This is a genomic window from Peptostreptococcus faecalis (genome assembly GCF_900240845.1).
GTDB classification, from domain to species: Bacteria; Bacillota; Clostridia; order Peptostreptococcales; family Peptostreptococcaceae; genus Peptostreptococcus; species Peptostreptococcus faecalis.
On sequence record NZ_OERU01000002.1, the window covers coordinates 129,442 to 149,233 of the forward strand.

General features: G+C 29.2%; 17 protein-coding genes and 1 other RNA gene. All 18 read right to left on the reverse strand.

The features are described from left to right. Positions 1-66 precede the first annotated feature (66 nt). The 18 genes from C0982_RS05880 to C0982_RS05970 all read right to left on the reverse strand — a co-directional run bounded on the left by C0982_RS05880 (position 67) and on the right by C0982_RS05970 (position 19,605). Positions 67-879 carry a DUF368 domain-containing protein gene (locus C0982_RS05880; protein ID WP_242961516.1) on the reverse strand — a complete coding sequence of 271 codons (813 nt, stop codon included), beginning with the start codon at positions 877-879 and terminating at the stop codon, positions 67-69. A 342-nt stretch (positions 880-1,221) separates the two neighbouring features. Continuing rightward, a complete protein-coding gene (locus C0982_RS05885; protein WP_101773332.1) occupies positions 1,222-1,521 on the reverse strand; it encodes a Spy0128 family protein in 300 nt (99 codons plus the stop codon). Positions 1,522-3,498: 1,977 nt separating this feature from the next. Then, entirely contained in the window at positions 3,499-4,017 is a 519-nt protein-coding gene (locus C0982_RS05895) for a GNAT family N-acetyltransferase (RefSeq protein WP_101773334.1), read from the reverse strand. Between the two features lie 385 nt (positions 4,018-4,402). Beyond that, positions 4,403-4,789: a hypothetical protein gene (locus tag C0982_RS05900; RefSeq protein WP_101773335.1), complete on the reverse strand. Its 387-nt coding sequence runs from the start codon at positions 4,787-4,789 to the stop codon at positions 4,403-4,405. A gap of 456 nt (positions 4,790-5,245) precedes the next feature. Next, on the reverse strand, positions 5,246-5,638 hold the full coding sequence (locus tag C0982_RS05905) for a hypothetical protein (RefSeq protein WP_101773336.1): 393 nt from the start codon (positions 5,636-5,638) through the stop codon (positions 5,246-5,248). Between the two features lie 9 nt (positions 5,639-5,647). Next, positions 5,648-5,902 carry a hypothetical protein gene (locus C0982_RS05910; protein WP_101773337.1) on the reverse strand — a complete coding sequence of 85 codons (255 nt, stop codon included), beginning with the start codon at positions 5,900-5,902 and terminating at the stop codon, positions 5,648-5,650. 333 nt (positions 5,903-6,235) lie between these two features. Continuing rightward, entirely contained in the window at positions 6,236-6,820 is a 585-nt protein-coding gene (locus tag C0982_RS05915; RefSeq protein ID WP_101773338.1) for a hypothetical protein, read from the reverse strand. 93 nt (positions 6,821-6,913) lie between these two features. Beyond that, positions 6,914-7,666 carry a CPBP family intramembrane glutamic endopeptidase gene (locus C0982_RS05920; protein WP_101773339.1) on the reverse strand — a complete coding sequence of 251 codons (753 nt, stop codon included), beginning with the start codon at positions 7,664-7,666 and terminating at the stop codon, positions 6,914-6,916. A 191-nt stretch (positions 7,667-7,857) separates the two neighbouring features. After that, positions 7,858-8,232, reverse strand: coding sequence for a hypothetical protein (locus C0982_RS05925; RefSeq protein ID WP_101773340.1), 375 nt, complete (start codon positions 8,230-8,232; stop codon positions 7,858-7,860). A 143-nt stretch (positions 8,233-8,375) separates the two neighbouring features. Continuing rightward, positions 8,376-8,730, reverse strand: a transfer-messenger RNA (tmRNA) gene (gene ssrA / locus C0982_RS05930). A 118-nt stretch (positions 8,731-8,848) separates the two neighbouring features. Then, a complete protein-coding gene (gene smpB, locus C0982_RS05935) occupies positions 8,849-9,304 on the reverse strand; it encodes an SsrA-binding protein SmpB (RefSeq protein WP_101773341.1) in 456 nt (151 codons plus the stop codon). After that, positions 9,305-11,914, reverse strand: coding sequence for a YfhO family protein (locus C0982_RS05940; protein ID WP_101773342.1), 2,610 nt, complete (start codon positions 11,912-11,914; stop codon positions 9,305-9,307). A 20-nt stretch (positions 11,915-11,934) separates the two neighbouring features. Next, positions 11,935-14,055, reverse strand: a complete 2,121-nt coding sequence (gene rnr, locus C0982_RS05945) for a ribonuclease R (RefSeq protein ID WP_101773343.1) — start codon at positions 14,053-14,055, stop codon at positions 11,935-11,937. Positions 14,056-14,233: 178 nt separating this feature from the next. Further along, the gene (secG, locus tag C0982_RS05950; protein ID WP_101773344.1) at positions 14,234-14,464 is read right to left on the reverse strand and encodes a preprotein translocase subunit SecG; all 231 of its coding nucleotides are present in this window, start codon (positions 14,462-14,464) and stop codon (positions 14,234-14,236) included. Positions 14,465-14,688: 224 nt separating this feature from the next. Next, positions 14,689-15,981, reverse strand: a complete 1,293-nt coding sequence (gene eno / locus C0982_RS05955) for a phosphopyruvate hydratase (protein ID WP_101773345.1) — start codon at positions 15,979-15,981, stop codon at positions 14,689-14,691. A gap of 115 nt (positions 15,982-16,096) precedes the next feature. Beyond that, the gene (gene gpmI / locus C0982_RS05960; protein WP_101773346.1) at positions 16,097-17,626 is read right to left on the reverse strand and encodes a 2,3-bisphosphoglycerate-independent phosphoglycerate mutase; all 1,530 of its coding nucleotides are present in this window, start codon (positions 17,624-17,626) and stop codon (positions 16,097-16,099) included. 19 nt (positions 17,627-17,645) lie between these two features. Then, positions 17,646-18,386, reverse strand: coding sequence for a triose-phosphate isomerase (gene tpiA / locus C0982_RS05965; protein WP_101773347.1), 741 nt, complete (start codon positions 18,384-18,386; stop codon positions 17,646-17,648). A 19-nt stretch (positions 18,387-18,405) separates the two neighbouring features. Beyond that, entirely contained in the window at positions 18,406-19,605 is a 1,200-nt protein-coding gene (locus C0982_RS05970; protein WP_101773348.1) for a phosphoglycerate kinase, read from the reverse strand. Between the last annotated feature and the right edge of the window lie 187 nt (positions 19,606-19,792).

Consider the following 19,792-nt stretch of genomic DNA (forward strand, 5'->3'; position numbering starts at 1 on the left):
CACAAAAATACCGACCTCTCATTGTTAGATTTTTTGTCTAACCTTTTGGGTCGGCTTTTTTTCAACTTACTTATATTTTTTTTCCAAGTTACACATCCAATATCCTAACACAATTCCAATCATACATGTAAATATACAAGCAAAAGTACCTGTACTTAAGTAATTAAAATCTGTAGGAACAATCATTACAGTAGAGGCAAATATAGTTCCTAATATTGCATGAAAAAATGTAGCATAAGCTATTTTGAATACATAATTTACTATTTTAGAGAATATTAGTACAGTTAAAATTCCTCCTACTATAATTGGAATTATAATTGCAAAATCTATATCTTTCATACCATCAGCCATGTCTTTATACATTCCCATATATACTATAAAATTTGAAGGGCTAAGACCTGGAAGTATTACACCTAGACCAATCAATCCTCCAGCTATCATCCACGTACCAAAATTCTGTGGTACATTTCCTTGAAACATCCTTGAACCAAAAAACATTAATAATAGAGTTAAGGAAAATGTCAAAAAACTTATTGCTATATGCTTTTTTTTTCGACCTTTTTTACCAGCTTGTTGCCATAAAGCTGGAACTGTACCTATTATGCAGCCTACAAACATCCACAGTATCTGTGTTTCATAAGTTCCTAAGAAATAACTAACTACAAAAGAAAATAGGAATACTCCTACCAATCCCCCTAATCCTAGTGGAATAAGATATATTACATTTTTTTTAAAATCTTTTGTTATATTTGCTAGGAAAGTAATTATTCTCTCGTATACTCCAAATACTGCAGCCAGCGCACCTCCACTAACTCCTGGGACTATAAAGCCCGAACCAATAAATATTCCTTTTATAAATCTTAAAAACCAATCTCCCATAATATATCCTCTCATTCTACTGCACTGACGAAAAACTTTTCACTTATCTCTATTTCAGAATTACTATATATTCGCTATTGCCTTATTTTTATAATTACCTTTTATATATATAATTTTATACAGTAGTCAAATTACTTTATAAAATTTAAATTTCTCGCTCTTTTTTTATCACTATTATATTCTAACATATAATTTATGGTTTCCCAATAAGTTTATAAGTTAAAATGCCTTTAATAACATTACAATTTGTTTTCAATAAAATAAGAGTACCTTGGCAAAATAATAAATAATCACTTTGCCTATAATACTCTTATTTGAATTAGTTATAAAATTTTAGTATTATTATTTATTTTTATCAGCATCAATTATAGCATTTCCATAATAATTGATAAACTTAACTTTAATATTTTGAAGGTCAGCTACATCTGTTGTTTCTTTTATTTCACCTTCTACTATTTTTTCTAATGTTGCTTTGGCTTCTAGCTCATTTGTTGTAGAGTTCAGAGTCACATCTACTATTAATTTGTATTCAGACTTATCGTATTTGATTTTACTGTCTTTTCCTTTTACCTCTGTTATTTTGTAAATATATTTTCCTACATCTTTTAATTCAATANTAATTCGTTTAGTGTTTCCGTAGATATACTATCTGTTCCAGTTAGTAGAATTGGGCAGTTTCTTTCATTTGCAAGTACTGTTGCTGTCAATACATCAGTATATTTTGATCCATTTGCTAACACTGCTATTGCTTTTTTAGCTGGAGGATTAACTGTTCCTCCTCCATTTCCGTTGTTACCCTCTTTTACAAATTTTATTTTATCTACATCACTTTCTTTACTAGTTTCAATATCATTTATATACAGAAAATATGCTCCATCTCTTATGTTTTCTAATTTTTCTAAATCTCTCTTATATAAATCTTCATAGTTACCTTTTTCATTAATCTCATTAATTATAAAATCAATGTCTACCTTATCTCCATTCGATAAAGTATATTTATTCACTTTTATGTAATTGATATCAAAATTAAATTTATCTGATCCACCATTAGCTATTAAATCTACTTCTTCAATATTGCTATTGTCTATTGATGTCTTAGGAAGTATTAATTTAATTTTATCGCCTTGCTTTACAGAAACAGATTTTTCGTTGGATATTTCCTTTTCATATGGTTCTTCATATTCCCATATATCTCTCTTTTCACCTGCATACTTCACAGGTGTTACAATAACCTTAGCTCCGTCTATTTTTTTATCCAACTTTATATCAGCCTTTGCGTAGACCATGTGCTCTCCACCAGTATTAGCTCTAACATTCCATATTTCCATATCTTTTTCTAATGGGACTGAAAGTTTGTATTCTTTTGTATAATTTCCATCAATAACATTCACTTCTCCACTAGATACCAACTTAATTTTCAAGTCATCTTTATATAAATTTTCTAAGTTTTTCATACTTGATTCTAAATAAATAGAAGTTCTTGGACCATCTTCTTCTCTTATCTTAGAAATAGCGGGCATTTCTATCTCTTTTCCTAAGCTCTCATTTAAGTATTTTATAAGCACTCTCTGAGTTGTCAAAAATGAATCTATATTTGACATCATGTGAGTTGCAGTTCCAGAATTTTTAACGCTATTATCTATTTCAGAATATCCTAATTTTAATATATTATTAATTATATTATTATCCTGATCAGATAAACTTATTTTTTTATAATCTCTTTCTAACTGACTGTCTAAAATATTATAATAAAATGATTCACTGTGTTTTAAATACTTCATATAAAAAGTATAATACTCATCTAACCTTGCTTTGTCATAAAAAAGAGAATATACTAAATTATTATTGTACTTAAGCTTTTGAGTTATAGCAGTAGTTCTCTCGGGAGATGCTTTATCCACACCATTATAAGATATTTCATCACTATCACCAATTTTTCCATAATGTGAGAAATCAAAAATAACGCCTTTTGAGAAATAAGCGTTTTCCACATCTACTATTGGTAACGAAGAAGATGCTCCCGTCTCAATTCCATCATCCCACTGTTTAAAAATAACTCCTTCATTATTTTCATTAAATTCAAATGATTTAATTTCTGGCAATTTTTCACTAGCAAATGAACGACTATTTCCAAATATAACTAAAAAAACCGCTATACAAAAAATTGCTAATATACCTGATATTTTTTTTGATTCTTTTATCACTTTTCTACCCCCTATATTTTAAATTACATTTTCATTTTTTAATACCTTGTCATAAAAATATGATATGACTGTGTATACTTATATTTTTTGTATTAAAAAGTATATAGTCTCATTTAATACGAAATTTTGATAAGCAAAACTTTATTTTTTTGTATTAGTATATTTTCAAATGAAAATTGTATTACATATGTATATATGCCCCCGTTCATATGCGTTCTAAACAGTGATTTATTATTTATTTTCATAAATATACATATATATTATAGAGAGTTTTATAATTTTATTTTTCAACTTTTTATTTAGTTAAACTATATAATTTCATTATACCTCATACTTTTTTATATTATATTTAAGTTATTTATACTTACTTTATTGTTCTTTGATCATGATGTTCAATTTTTCACCTTTTTAATAATTATTCTATTACATACTCCATAGGTGTAAATCTAATTCCATTTGTTACCTGTTCTCTTCCCGTATCCGTAAATCCTAAACGATGATACATACTAATAGCATAAGGAGATGAATTTACTGTTACTTTATTTACGTTTTCTGACACTTTATAAAAATTCAATACATGTACAAATAGTTTCTTTGCAATCCCTCTTTTGTGAAAATCTTTATCCACAAATAAAAGACTGATATGAAAAGGAGCTCGAACTCCTATTACTCCAACAATTTTATCCCCGTAAAAGCATCCCCATAAAACATATCCTTCATCTTCGACATATCTTATATATGATTCTGTTTTTATGATTTCTTTGAAAAATTGTACTCCTTCTTTGCTATATGTTGGTGCTACATACTCATCAAAAACTATTGAAACTAAGTTCATTGCCTTTTCAATTTCTTCAACCGTCAATTCCCTTATGGTTTGATTTTCCACTAAAAGCCCCCCTTTTTTTATTTTATATAATTTTTTATCTTTACTCATAATAATCTCATGTAGTTTATCTTCAACAATTCATGCATATAGTAGCTTTATATACTTATAGTTTTACTTTATCATCCATACATATATTGTAAATTTAGCATTAAAAAAACCAACCTGTCAACAGGTTGGTTGTTATTTATAGTTTTATAACCCAAATACTAACTAATTACAAATTTTCTCAGGGTTAAACGGTCACGCATAGCAAGAATCTCATTCCCGTATTTTAATTGGTACATGTAACATTTCTGTATCATGTCTTAAGCTCTATTATACCATTACTTTTCATAAAAGTCAATTTATATTTTCCTTTGTTTTCCTAAATACTATATCTTATCTCTTACAATAAACAATAATTTATAATCACCATTTGAATCTCACATAAATGCTACTTTTCATACCACTTATCATATAACCTTTTTATAATATTTAATATTCCACCTATTAAATATCCAATAATTCCATATATCAAAGTTGTATTTAAAAGAGATCCTCCGCTAATTATTGATTTAACAACTGAGGATATATTTTCTATTCCCATAAGCATAGATAGAGAACCTGAACAAATCAGTACAAGTAGTATATTTATAAAAAAATTTAAAAAAATTCGCTTGCTTAGTAATCCGAAAATAAGTGCTGTAATCACGAATATTGGAATTAGTAATATTGCTATTCCTAAACCTCTATAAGGGTCTTGTCCTATTAAAAACAAACAAGCACAACCCAACAAGTATAAAATTAATATAATTAGGTACAACATTCTTTCTTTTTTCATAACTACCTCCAATCTATAACATTAATAAGAATCTTTGTTATAATTTTACTTTAGCATTTATATCGTTGTGTGTAAACACAAATAAATATTTAATTGAATAAATCATTCTAATATTCTATACTTATAGTAATATCTAATTGAAAAGGAAGTGACATCATGAATTCTATAAATACAATTAACAAAAAATTATGTAAATTGGTTGAAGGTGGTTCATTTATTAAAGTGTGTCTTATTTATATTATTGCCGTGATATATTTAGACCTATTTATTGGAATTAGTACTGAAAACTTATGGACTGAACTAAAAAATAGCCGTAAAAATAACATATAATTAAGCTAAAGAGAGGAAATAACCTCTCTTTTACATCTTTTTTTTGCTTTTTTTACAACTTCTATGTAGTCATATTTTTCTTCAAAAAAAAGGAGCTATTTAAAAACAACTTCTAAATTACTTGTATTATGCTTTTTCTTTGCTATTTGCTGTCTTATTTTTTGTTTTATTAATTACTGCACCTATTGAATATCCCACTATTCCATATATAATTATTGATGAAATAAAATCACCCCACAGTATTAATAGGTCAATTGCAGTGCTTAATTTATAACTATCTCCTGAACCAATTAATATTAAGGCAGTAAATATAACATTTAGAATTACACTTATAACGAAGTTCCTAATAATTCTACCACTAAATAATCCAAATATAAATGAAAGTATAAAATAAACTGGAAGTAACATGATAAGTCCAAGCCCATTTGCTGGATCTGCTTTGAGATGTAAAATAAAATAGGTGGCATTCAAAATATTTAACAATAACATCACAACATACAACTTTATTTCTTTTTTCATAAGTACCCCCTATATAAAATTAAAATGCATCAATAATGCTAGAACAAGCATTAAAATAAGTATTGCTTTACTTATTTTTCCAAATGATTTTTCTGTGCAACATATACCTACCATTGCTATAATGGAAATAACTCTAATAATATCTTTAGTTGTATAACTCATTTCAATCCAATTATCACTGACATTAGCTAAAGATACAGCAGCAAAAATCAAGCTTCTAACAAATTGAATAACTCTATTTTTATCCTTAAATCTCTCAATCATCTCTTACTCCTTTAATATTAGACTATAAATATTACAATGTATTTTCCATATTAACAATGCTGTTATAAACAGTCAATACTTTTTTTAAAAAAGTTTCTAAAGATTTTATAAATATTTTTTTAGTTATTATGAAAATATTGCGATATATTAAAAAGTATACTAAGTAGTGTATATTATTATATTTAATAATAATATTTTTTAATTTTTCTATTAAATCCTATAAGCATTTGTTTATAAAATAAAAAAACACCAAGTTGTAAAGCCTAGTGTTTTAAATTTGTTTACTGATTTTTAATTTTAATTGGTGGAGGTAATATAGGTTTCAAAAATATTTTACATTCCAATTGATAATATTTTAAAATCACCATTTAAATCTTGTATTAATGTATAGTGGGTCATATTTTCCCCCTCTTCGTATATGATTCCCTTTCCACCTTGATGTTTGACTTCAAACCAAACTTCAATAACTATGGGATTTCTATACTCTTTAACTTTTCCATTCTTATCTTTGATTTTTATAGGATTTTTAATTACTTCTTGTTGTAAAGTTGGTTTTGCTCCAATAAATTTATAGCTTTTTATAATTTTATTGTTATGCTCAATTTCCTTTTTTATAGTTTCCTTATCTATGAATCTACCTAAGTGATAAAATCCATCATTTCCTAAATAATCTTCTCCTATAGAATATATTTTATCTTTTTCATTCATATCAGCGTAAACATACTTATAGCAATCTTCTGTATTAAGACTATTCACGTATCTAGATACTACTTCAATAGGATTTTTCTTCCATAGTTCACTACTACTTACAATTTTATCAAGATTTTTATCTTTATTTTCCTTTGTACATCCTACTAATGAAAACATGAAAATAAAAGTACAAAATAAAACGCTTATCTTTTTAATATTTTTATACATATGCAAACTCCTTTCGCATTAAATTTTTCAACAAATTTTCAATTTTTTTATTTATTTTTATTGAAATCGATGTGAAATTATCTAAGGTAATTACTAAAATGTACCTAGTGTTATCAGTATATTTCCCATACTGTGTATTATTATTGGTACTTCTAATCTTTTGGTTTTGTAGTATGCAATTGAAAACAGTAATCCTGAAGAAGCAAACAGCATAAAACTAATAGGATTTTCTGGAAGATGCCCTATTCCAAATAACAATGTACTTATAAAAATGCCTATTATAGGATTATTCACAAACAGCCTACCTATTATATATCCCCTAAATATTATTTCTTCGACAATTGGAGCATAAATAAATCCAGTTATAAAATCTAAGTACCAACTAATATTCTCATTATCTATGTAATAATCAACTGTTCTAACTCCCATGCCATTACTTTGGATTATTCCATAAAATAAAGCAGCACTTACTTGATCAATTATAACTATAATAAAAATTATAAGTACATTCTTTTTATTTATAAATGACAAGTTGAATTTTGCAATATTTAACTTCTTTGCCAAATACACAAAAAGTATCATTACTAATATATATGACATCATTGGAATAATAGTATTTATTCCTGTAAGCGTTATTATATCTGATTTCCCATTAACGACATAAGATACATACTCTCCTACAGTTTCAGGTATTGAAAAAATAAGAAACATTGATGTTAAAGCAAAAAATCCAAGTATACATTTTCCAAGTATAATTACTACCTTATCCATCACGTTAGATAATTTTTCTCCAAGTTTATCTGCTCTATTCCTTATCTTCTCAAACTTATCTGCAATTTCACTCACTATACCTCTCCTTTAATAATTATATTTGATAATGTATTTTATTATCTCTAATAATTATAGTATAATCCTTATTTATATTTATCAAGGTATACTTTTCGTATAAACTTTTTTATCCTATTTTTTCTAGTTTTTATTAATTTATCTAAACGTGAATTATTATAATTCTATATTTTATAGACGTGTCATTATTTCTAGTTATGATTTTTTATTTTATTAGTTATTGCACCAAATGAATAGCCTACCATTCCACATATGGTTGTTATTCGAATAAGAGAATTCCAAGATATCAATAATTCAAATACAGAATTATAGTTATAAATTTCTGAGAAGCTACCAATTATTATTAAAGAGGCAAATATCACATTCATAATAGTACTTATAACGAAGTCCCTGATAATTCTGCTGCTAAGCACCCCGAATATAAATGAAAAGATAAAATAAACTGGAAATAACATGATAAGTCCAAGCGCATTTGCTGGATCTGATTTAAGATGTATAATAAAATAGATAGTATTCGTAATATATAATAACAACACTACAATATATAACTTTATATATTTTTTCATAAGTAATTCTCCTTTTAAAATGTAATAATTTTATTCTATTAAAGAACAGTTGTGTTATAGTTGTGTTATTTCAATACAAAAAATAAAACACCAAACTATAAAGCCTAGTGTTTTCAATCTCTTTACTGATTTTTCATTTTAATTGGTGGAGGTGAGGGGAATCGAACCCCTGTCCGCAAGCCAATTCCCTGTTGCGCCTACATGCTTAGTCAGCTCTTTTTAAATTTCGAATTCTTTGACACCGAGTGACAGGTTTCAAATTCATCTAGTCTTAATTAGACTACCTTTAGGTCAAGACAACCCTAAAGGAGTTCCCTGCATAAATTGCGTCAGCTCTTAGTCGGCAGGAGGACTAAAAGGGACGAGCGCCATTAAGCGGCAGCTAATAAATTATCTTCGTTTGCGTTTGTTTTAAAATTTCCCCAGTTTTTACGTGACCCAGAGTAACACGACATGCAGCCCCAAGTTCAAAACCCACGTCGAAACCAGTACACCCCCATATAAAAGTAGCCTATTAGAAACCATGTTTATAAGAGTATTTACCTACATTAATTCTAACATAAGAATCTTATAAAATCAATATTTCCAACAGGCTAACTTATATTATTTATTTTTCCTAGTATTTTTCCCTAACTTCTCTTTCAATTCTTCTTTGTGCATCTTTTTTTGCAAGGTCTTGTCTTTTATCATATAACTTCTTACCTTTTGCAAGTCCAATTTCAACTTTTACCTTGCCTTTTTTTAGATACATTTTTAAAGGAATTAATGAATATCCCTTGATTGTTGTCGCACCAATCAACTTTCGTATTTCCGATTTATGTAATAGAAGTTTTCTAACCCTTAGTGGATCTACATTGTATCTATTACCTTGTTCATACGAACTGATATTTACTTGCTTCAAAAATACCTCACTGTTATCTACTGAAGCATATCCTTCCTTTAGGTTTATTCTTCCCATTCTAATTGATTTTACTTCTGTGCCTTTGAGTTCTATTCCGCACTCGTACACTTCATCTATAAAATAGTCATGTCTAGCTTTCTTGTTTGTAGCTAAAATTTTTATAGCTGACATCTATATATCCCCTCCTATAAATCTTCTCAATACTAGATATGCAATTAATAACAATACCCCTAGTACAGAAACATATATTCCGTAATTTTGCCAAGGTCTATTATATTCAAACACTACTTTATGTTTTCCAGGTTTAATATTTATTGCCATAAATCCTGTATTTGCTGTGTGTATCTTTGTGTCTTTACCATCTACAACGGCTTTCCATCCTTCGCTATATGGTATTGACACAAACATCAATCCATTTTCAGTATTGTTTATACTTCCTTTAAACCCATTGTTTGAAATTTCAACACCTTCTAAATGTCTTTGAGCTAATTTCCTAGAGTTTTCTGATATATCACTCGCAGGAATACATTCTAGTTCTATATCATCCATGTTAAAACTACCGCTTTCTGGTATGTTTATCATTATGCTGCGAGTCCCTTTATTATGGTATCCTAAATTCGCAATTACATCTTTCTCTCCTAGATACCAGTTGGAATCTCTCTTAATAAATTCAATTGCCTTTTGACCTGTTCCAGATTCAACAACAATGTAGTCATTGTTTTTAAATGTGTCCATATCCTTTATTTTCAAATATAGCTCTCCACTATATTTAAGGTTAAAATTCAAATTTACTATATGTTCTTTTTTATTATTAACCACCTTGTTTTCAGAAGAAATATAATCCACCTTGTTTTGTCTAAGCTTTATTTCATCTAATTCTTGCTGAGCTAGTTTTTCTACTCCAAGAATATTATCTTCTATTATACAAGCTTTTAATAGTATTTCTTGTTTTTCTAAAGCTGAATAATCTTCTAAGTCCGACTCTTTTACATAATTATTATACATAAATCCAAAAGGTATATAGTTTTCATTCATATACATATCTTGAAAAGCATATTGCTTAAATCCATATGGTACTTTATGCTCACCTACATGATATTTTACTGATAAAATATTTACCAGAGCTGACCTTTCATCAACGCCCTGCATCCTTGTCAATGGTACTGCTCCATTATTTTTATATTCCAAATTAAATTTTGATAAATAAGCATTTTCAATACTGTAATATTCAGATATTGATGGATAATTATATATATCTGAATAATTGAAAGAAATAGATTTTAAGTTATTTACTCTTTCAAATGAATGTTTAGATTTTCCAGATACATAAGATAATGAACTATTATTGCTCATCATTCTTATATCATCTCTATTTGCTAAGACACCACTTGAACATGCATTATTAATATATAGGAACACATTTATGCATAATGATATTGACACAATCATTTGAATTGACCACTTTTTAGTTGATCTATCCTTTAATAATAATATCATTAATATTAATATTGCAGTAATCACTGGAAGTAAATTTATAGGTTTTATCAGTATGTCTTTAATGGAAAGTTCATATAGTAAATGTCCAAAGTTTTGATATATGTACGTTCCTAAATAAGTAATCACGACTAATACCATTATTATTTTTTTTGCAAAACTCATTTCTAGAATATTTTCATATTGATTCACCAATATATAAGACAATAATAATGTGACTACATAATACCATCTGTAATTATCATACGAAAATCCATTTACAAAACTGTGTAGCTTTGGCATTAATACTAAAAAAACTGTTAATATTGACAAAATCTTTAACTGCATATTACCTCTATTTATAAATAGACTTATTAATGCAAATAAAGTAATAATAGATATTCCTACAACAGCAAAATTTTCTATATTAGGAGTCACAAATAAGTTCAAAACATAATCTAGAGCCTCTTCTACTGACATAAATAAATTTAGATTTATCTCTCTTGGTCCACTTCTATAACTATCTAAATATGAACGAATCACTGGAATCAACACTATAGAAGATAGCATTACCGCCAGCAAATAGCAAATTATTCCTCTAAATAAAACTATCAAGTTGCTCTTTATTTTAAATTTTTTGATTCGCATAATTATTTTTACCAAAGCATATACAAAGGTAAATATAGCCAACATGTAAGCAAAGTAAAAATTTGTTATTATTGATAATACGGATACCAAAATAAAAAATATAACATTATTTTCCGTTATTAGTTTATTTACACCTACAATCATCAGTGGAAAAAGATACATCACATTTATAAAATAAGGATGCATAATACCTGGAGTAAGTGCATAGTTTGAAAACACATAGATTAATGCTCCTAGTGGTATTAAGCCTCTTTTATTATCAAAATGAATACACATATATACAAATGCTAATCCCGATAAAAACATTCTTAATATAATCTGTAAATCATACATGGCATTAGCATTTATATCTTTCCCTAACAACAAAATAATATTTAACGGATCTGTTATTCCATAATAATGGTATGTACCTAATATATCTTGTCCCAATCCTATATTAAAATTAAATAACTTTATTCCATCTCCTATATTTGCTATAAAATCACTCAAGTATTCTGTGATAAAAAATTGTGTGGGATAGTGTTGTACCAATGCATCAGCATTATAAACAAAACTGAGTTTGTTTATGCGTATGTTTAATAACATTATGCTCATCAATATAAAAAAACCTATCGTATAGAGTGCATAAACTCTAAATTTTTTATTTTTTTTAATATTCATAAGCCTTCTCCCTTATCTTTTTATACAAATTTAAAATCAATTTCTTTACCGTCTACATTTACATTTTCTACTTCCACTCTTACTTTTTGACCTAGTCTATATACTTTATTTGACCTAGTTCCTACAAGTGTATGTGATTTTTCATTATATTTAAATGCTTCTGTAAGAGAATATAATCTTATCATGCCTTCTACAGCATTTGGCAACTCAACAAATATTCCAAAAGATGTCACACCAGATATAAATCCGTCGTATTGTTCTCCAACCTTATCTTGCATATATACTGTCTTGTAGTAATCATCTACATCTCTCTCTGCTAAATCAGCTTCTCTTTCCTGTGTTGAAGATTGATCACATACATAGTCCAAAATGCTCTCATAGTGAGCTTTTCTCTTTTCAGTAAATTTATTTTCTAAATTTTCCTTTATTATTCTATGTATTTGGAGATCTGGATATCTTCTAATAGGAGAAGTGAAATGAGAGTAAAACTTTGCTGCTAATCCGAAGTGTCCTAATGATTCAGGCGAATATCTAGCCTGTCTTAAAGACCTCAACATTATAGTTCCTATTGCGTGTTTTGATTCTTTATCATCTATTCCATCTAATAGTTTTTGAAGATTACTTGGTTTTATACCTGTTCTACTGTAATCCATTTTATATCCTAGCTCATTTACAAAGTTTTTCAAACTCATAATCTTTTCATCATCTGGCTCTTCATGGACTCTATACACAAAAGGACACTTTAGCCAATAAAAATGTTCTGCTATTGTTTCATTAGCTAGTAGCATAAATTCTTCTATCAATTTATTTGAACTTCTTCTTTCATATGCAGTTATATCTATAGGATAACCCTTATCATCTAGCACTATTTTAGCTTCTGGGAAATCAAAATCGATAGCTCCTCTTTTTATTCTTTTTTCTCTAAGTATTTTTGCTAGTGACCAAGCATTTCTAAAGTTTTCTAAAAATGGTACATATTCCTCTATCAGTTGTTTATCTTCATTTTCTAATATTTCACTCACCTTATGATAAGTCATTCTTGCCTTAGATCTTATAACAGATTTATGAATTTCATGTTTTACAACCTTTCCATTTTCAGGAGAAACTTCCATAATACAAGATAACGTAAGTCTATCTACATTAGGATTTAGTGAACAAATTCCATTTGATAGTTCTTTTGGTAACATAGGAATTACTTTATCCACTAGATATACTGATGTCGCTCTTTTTAGCGCTTCTCTATCTAAAGCAGAGTTCTCTGCTATATAATGAGTAACATCGGCTATATGCACTCCTAGTCTATAATTTCCGTTTTCTAATATTTCAACACCTACAGCATCATCAAAGTCTTTTGAATCATCTCCATCAATTGTGTATATTATTTCATCTCTTAAATCAACTCTTCCAATCATTTCGTCTTCACTTACATGATCAGGTATTGTTTCTACTTGACGTACAACTTTTTCTGGGAAAGAATCTGGTAGCCCATGAGATCTTACGATTGAATCTATTTCTACGTATCTATCACCCTTTTTACCTATAACTTCAATTATTTTGCCTTCTGGCTTTTTATCATCATCAGGCCACAAAGTTACTTTACATACTACTTTATCATTATTTTTTGCTCCACTAAAATATTTTTTTGGTATAAAAATATCTTGGTTGAAGTTTTTATCATCTGATACTACAAAACCAAAACTTTTATTTTCTTGGAATGTCCCTATAATTTCTGAGTTTCCTCTTTTTACTATTTTTACGACAACACCTTCTGGTCTTCTTATCCCATCTGATGGTTTAGTCAGTTTTACCAATACAATATCACCATTAAAAGCTCCATTTTTATCGCTTTCTCTGACGAATATATCCTGTTCACCTTTTTCTAAAATAATAAATCCAAATCCTCTTTTTGTAGAAGAATATTTACCTTTTTTCATTGAATAATGATTTAAACTTCCAACTTTATCCTTTTTATTTAAGAATATATCTCCATTTTCAGAAAGTTCTTCTATTATTTTTAAAAATTCATTTTCATCATCTTTATCTTCAACAAAGATTTTCATAAAATCTTCTTTTGGTATCGGCTTGTAAAATTCTTCTTCTAACAGCCCTAATATCTTTTCTTTTATATTTTCTGGTAGCATAGGCTCACCTCCTGATACTTTTAATTATATCTATAATTGACGTCTATTTCAATTAGTTAGGAAAATATAATATAAATATGCTAATTTTATTCAATGATTTTATTATATCTATTTTCAAAAATAAAAAACACCACTATTAAGTGGTGTATAGTAATTTATTCTTTAAATTTTCTATTCGTTACTTTATTACCATTACAAGAGCAAGCGCATTTATGAAAAACAGTATAGCAACTACCTTTGTAATCTTATTTAATACTGCCTCTTTCCCCTTAGGCTTAAAGTATGCCTGAGAAGACGAGTCTTCTATAAAAATTTGAGGCTGGCTTTTTTTACTCTGCTGTGGTAAAACAACTATTATCATTAGAATACTTAATATTACTTGTATTGCCATAAATATATTAACTATCATGGTATCCTCCCTTTTAAACGACGTCTCTACAAATCCAAATTGTATTATACCATATTTCAACTGATTTCACAAGAAAATCGTATTTTATTGCATAGAATTTAACTTTTTTTTATTTTAATAAATATTAAATAAGAGATTATCTATGGTATTAATTTTACCACAAATAATCTCTTATTTAGTCTAAAATTTTAATATTCAATTTAAAAAGTAATTTCTTTCAATTTCTACTTTTTAATATTGTAGAAAGAATTTAATTTTTCATATCTAGCGTAGTCACCAACTATTTCTTCTATTCTCAATAACTGGTTATACTTAGCAACTCTATCAGTTCTTGAAGGAGCACCAGTCTTTATTTGACCAGCATTTACTGCAACTGCTATATCAGCTATTGTAGTATCTTCAGTTTCACCTGATCTATGAGATATTACAGCAGTGTATCCTACTCTCTTTGCCATTTCAATAGCGTCTAGAGTTTCTGTAAGTGTTCCTATCTGATTTACCTTTATTAGTATTGAGTTTGCTACTCCATTTTCGATTCCTCTTGCTAATCTAGTTGTGTTAGTAACGAATAAATCATCTCCTACTAACTGAACCTTGTCACCTAATTTTTCAGTAAGAGCTTTCCATCCATCCCAATCTTCTTCATCAAGAGCATCTTCTATTGTGATGATAGGGAATTCAGCTACCCACTCAGCGAATAAGTCTATCATTTCGTCTGAAGTAAGAGTCTTTCCTTCGCCCTTTAATTCATACTTCTTTGTTTCTTTGTCATACATTTCTGTAGCAGCAACATCTAGTCCAAGCATAATATCTTCACCAGGAGTCAATCCAGCCAACTTAATTGCATCAATTATCAATTCTAGAGCTTCTCTATTTGATTTTAGGTTTGGAGCGAAACCACCTTCATCACCTACACCTGATGCAAGTCCTCTTTCTCCAAGAACTTTCTTAAGTGAGTGGAATACTTCTGCACCCATTCTTAAAGCTTCTGCAAATGAATCAGCACCAACAGGAAGAATCATAAATTCTTGAACGTCTACGTTATTATCTGCATGTTCTCCACCATTTAGAATATTCATCATTGGAACTGGTAACTGCTTTGCATTTACTCCACCAATATACTGGAATAATGGAAGACCTATTTCATCTGCTGCTGCTCTAGCAACCGCTAAAGAAACTCCTAGGATTGCATTTGCTCCTAATTTCCCTTTATTTTCAGTTCCATCTAATTCTATCATTAATCCATCTATACCAGGCTGATCAAATGCATCAAGACCTTCAATCTCAGGTGCTATTATTTCGTTAACATTGTCAACTGCATTTTGAACTCCCTTTCCTAGGTATCTGCTCTTATCTCCATCTCTAAGTTCTACAGCTTCAAAAGCTCCTGTAGATGCTCCAGAAGGAACAATAGCTCTACCATTTGCTCCACTTTCAAGAACTATTTCTACCTCTACTGTAGGATTACCTCTTGAGTCCAATACTTCTCTTGCGTATACTAATTCAATAGTCGACATTTTATTTCTCCTCTCAAAAAAACATTTTTTTTATAATTTATTATATCATATTGTACTATCGATAAGTCATAAATATGATCATATCAATAATTATATTATGTGTTATTTTTGTTACTTACTTTTTTATTAGCGAATGGCCTGTCATTTCCTCAGGCTGCTTCATATCCATCATATCCAATACAGTAGGAGCTATATCTGACAGTCTTCCATCATCTAATAACGTCTTTCCTCTGTATTGTTCTCCTACTACTATGAATGGAACAGGATTTGTTGAGTGAGCTGTGATAGGTCTATTCGTATCCAAATCAAGCATTAGTTCAGCATTTCCGTGATCAGCCGTTATGATTCCGCTTCCACCAAGCTCTAATACTTTATCGAATAATTTTCCTACACACTCGTCCACTACTTTTACAGCTTTTATAGTTGCATCCATATTTCCAGAATGACCTACCATATCAGGGTTTGCAAAGTTTACTGCTATAAAGTCATACTTATCTTCATCAAGAGCATTTAAAAGTTTTTCTAAAAGTTCATATGCAGACATTTCAGGTTTTAAGTCATAAGTTGCTACCTTTGGTGAAGGTATAAGAAGTCTATCCTCTCCCTTAAATGGTTCTTCAACTCCTCCATTAAAGAAGAATGTTACATGTGCATATTTTTCAGTTTCTGCTGCTCTTAACTGATTTTTGTCATTTTTAGCAAGATATTCACCTAATGAATTTACTATTTTTTCTGGACCAAATGCTACACTTACATTAGAGATTGTTGCATCATATGTTGTCATGCAAATATACTCAGTAGGTATATAAGCTCTTTCAAATCCATCAAATTTTTCATCTACAATAGCTCTTGTAATTTCTCTTGCTCTGTCAGGTCTAAAGTTGAAAAATACAACTGAATCTCCACTTTCAATATGAGCTACTGGCTTATTATTTTCTGTGATAACAGTTGGAACTACAAATTCATCATTTATATCAGCTTTATATGAATTTTCTATGCATTCTTTAGCTGAATTGGCAAATTCACCCTTTGAATCCACAATTGCTTCATACGCTTTTTGAACTCTATCCCATCTCTTATCTCTGTCCATTGCATAATATCTTCCAGAAACAGTTGCAAATTTTCCAGCTCCAATTTCTTTCATATATTCTTCAATTTCTGCAACGTAATTTATAGCACTTTGTGGATCTGTATCTCTTCCATCTGTAAATGCATGTACAAATACGTTTTTTACGTCATTTTCTTTAGCCATTTTTATTACAGCTTTCAAATGATCTATATGTGAGTGAACTCCACCATCAGAAAGTAACCCTAATATATGAAGACTCTTTTCTTTTGCATTTGACATAGCTGATAGAAGGTCTTTATTTTCAAAGAAATTTCCATCTTCTATTGCCTTTGTTATCCTTGTTAAATCTTGATATACAATTCTTCCGGCCCCTATATTAGTATGCCCAACTTCAGAGTTTCCCATCTGTCCTGTAGGAAGTCCTACATCTAATCCACTAGCGTTAATTAGCTCGTGTGGATAATTTTTCATAAGTCTATCTATATTTGGAGTTCCTGCTTTTGCTACTGCATTACCCTTTGTATTTGGGTTATAACCAAATCCATCCATTATCGTCAATACGACTGGTTTTTTCATATAAGCACATCCTTTTGAACTAAAATTTTAATAATCCTAAGAAATCATCTGCCTTCAATGATGCTCCTCCAACTAATGCACCGTCTATATCAGACTGACCCATTATTTCTGCAACATTGGCAGGCTTTACACTTCCACCATATTGAATTCTTACACTATCTGCTAAATCGCCAAACATATTTCTTACTACTGATCTTATATAAGATATCACTTCATTAGCTTGCTGTGCAGTTGCAGTCTTTCCAGTTCCTATAGCCCAAATAGGTTCATAAGCTATTACTACCTTTTCTAAATCTTTTGGATCTACATTTAAAAGACCTTTGCTAACTTGTGATTCAACTTTTTTCATAGTTTCATTTGCTTCTCTTTCTTCAAGAGTTTCTCCACAACAAAGAATTGGGTTGATTCCAACTTCTATTGCTTTTAGAACCTTTTTATTACAAGATTCATCTGTTTCATTGAACATTTCTCTTCTTTCTGAATGTCCTATTATTACATAATCCATTTCAATTTCTACTAGGTTTGCAGGTGCTACTTCTCCTGTAAATGCTCCAGAGTTTTCAAAATGCATATTCTGAGCACCAATTTTTATATTAGTTCCCTTTGTCGCTTCCTTTAAATCTTTTAGCAAAGTGAAAGGAGCGCAAATTAAAGTTTCTACGTTATCGTCAGTTTTTCCCTTTATACTTTCAACAAATTCAAGACCTTCTTTTATAGTCTTATTCATTTTCCAATTTCCTGCTATTATAGGCTTTCTCATTGTATATCTCCTTAATTTATTATTTATTGTCAAGTGCAGCTATTCCAGGTAATTCTTTACCTTCTAAAAATTCAAGTGAAGCCCCTCCACCTGTTGAAATATGGCTCATTTTATCTCCATACCCCATTTGATTTACAGCTGCTGCAGAGTCTCCTCCACCTATTATTGTAATCGCATCAACTTCTGACATAGCTTTTGCTATAGCTCTTGTTCCCTTAGCAAAGTTTTCAAATTCAAAGACACCCATAGGTCCATTCCAAACAATAGTTTTAGAGTTTTCAACAGCTTCTGTAAATAGAGCTATTGTCTTTGGTCCAATATCTAGACCCATGCAATCAGCTGGTATATCCCTTCCTTCTGTTACATGAGGCTCAGCATCTTCCGCAAATCTATCTGCATATATAAAATCTAAAGGAAGTAATAATTTTACTCCATTTTCTTTTGCCTTTTCCATCATTTCTTTTGCATAATCCATTTTATCTTCTTCTAAAAGAGATGTTCCTATTTCATGACCCATAGACTTAATAAAAGTGTATGCCATTCCTCCACCTATTATAAGTGTATCCACTTTTTCTAAAAGATTATTTATTACACCTAATTTATCGCTGACTTTAGCACCACCTAATATTGCAAGAAGTGGTCTGTCAGGATTTTCTACTGATTTTCCAAGGAAATCAAGTTCTTTTTGTATTAAATATCCACAAACTCTTTCTTCAAGAAATTCTCCTCCCCCTACTGTTGAGCAGTGTGCTCTATGAGCTGTTCCAAAGGCATCATTCACAAATACATCTGCAAGTGAAGCTAGTTCTTGTGAAAAATTCTTTTCATTTTTTGTTTCTTCTATTCTATATCTAGTATTCTGAAGTAGTACTACATCTCCATCATTCATATTAGAAACTGCTTTTTTTGCATTATCACCGACAACATTATCATCAGCTGCAAAAACCACATTTTTATTTAACATTTCAGACAATTTATTTGCTACTGGCTCTAATGAAAGTTCTGGCTTTGCTTCTCCTTTTGGCTTTCCAAGGTGTGAGCATAAAATTACTTTCGCACCATTTTCTATTAAGTATTTTATTGTAGGTAAAGCTCCAACTAATCTGTTATCATCTGTAATTTCACCATCTTTTAAAGGCACATTGAAATCGCATCTTACTAAACATCTTCTTCCCTTTACCTCGATATCTTCAATAGTTTTTTTACTAAGCATTGTCATAAAAATTCTCCTTTTATCTCATTGTACTTTTTTGCACTAATTTTAGTACACTAAATGTAGTATACTCTATTAGTTTATAAATTTTTTTCCGTCCATAATTCAATATTACCCCATAATTATATCACATATTAAAGTTTTTTTTGAATATAATATATACTATATTATGATATTTTGCTAAATTTAATTT

What these genes read in the sequence shown, in the direction of transcription:
- C0982_RS05900 (WP_101773335.1), bottom strand. Translation starts at nt 4,789, where the DNA reads ATGAAAAAAGAAAGAATGTTGTACCTAATTATATTAATTTTATACTTG.
- tpiA (WP_101773347.1), bottom strand. Translation starts at nt 18,386, where the DNA reads ATGAGAAAGCCTATAATAGCAGGAAATTGGAAAATGAATAAGACTATA.
- C0982_RS05910 (WP_101773337.1), bottom strand. Translation starts at nt 5,902, where the DNA reads ATGATTGAGAGATTTAAGGATAAAAATAGAGTTATTCAATTTGTTAGA.
- C0982_RS05940 (WP_101773342.1), bottom strand. Translation starts at nt 11,914, where the DNA reads ATGAATATTAAAAAAAATAAAAAATTTAGAGTTTATGCACTCTATACG.
- C0982_RS05925 (WP_101773340.1), bottom strand. Translation starts at nt 8,232, where the DNA reads ATGAAAAAATATATAAAGTTATATATTGTAGTGTTGTTATTATATATT.
- C0982_RS05905 (WP_101773336.1), bottom strand. Translation starts at nt 5,638, where the DNA reads ATGAAAAAAGAAATAAAGTTGTATGTTGTGATGTTATTGTTAAATATT.
- C0982_RS05915 (WP_101773338.1), bottom strand. Translation starts at nt 6,820, where the DNA reads ATGTATAAAAATATTAAAAAGATAAGCGTTTTATTTTGTACTTTTATT.
- secG (WP_101773344.1), bottom strand. Translation starts at nt 14,464, where the DNA reads ATGATAGTTAATATATTTATGGCAATACAAGTAATATTAAGTATTCTA.
- rnr (WP_101773343.1), bottom strand. Translation starts at nt 14,055, where the DNA reads ATGCTACCAGAAAATATAAAAGAAAAGATATTAGGGCTGTTAGAAGAA.
- C0982_RS05880 (WP_242961516.1), bottom strand. Translation starts at nt 879, where the DNA reads ATGGGAGATTGGTTTTTAAGATTTATAAAAGGAATATTTATTGGTTCG.
- eno (WP_101773345.1), bottom strand. Translation starts at nt 15,981, where the DNA reads ATGTCGACTATTGAATTAGTATACGCAAGAGAAGTATTGGACTCAAGA.
- smpB (WP_101773341.1), bottom strand. Translation starts at nt 9,304, where the DNA reads ATGTCAGCTATAAAAATTTTAGCTACAAACAAGAAAGCTAGACATGAC.
- C0982_RS05895 (WP_101773334.1), bottom strand. Translation starts at nt 4,017, where the DNA reads ATGAGTAAAGATAAAAAATTATATAAAATAAAAAAAGGGGGGCTTTTA.
- gpmI (WP_101773346.1), bottom strand. Translation starts at nt 17,626, where the DNA reads ATGAAAAAACCAGTCGTATTGACGATAATGGATGGATTTGGTTATAAC.
- C0982_RS05970 (WP_101773348.1), bottom strand. Translation starts at nt 19,605, where the DNA reads ATGACAATGCTTAGTAAAAAAACTATTGAAGATATCGAGGTAAAGGGA.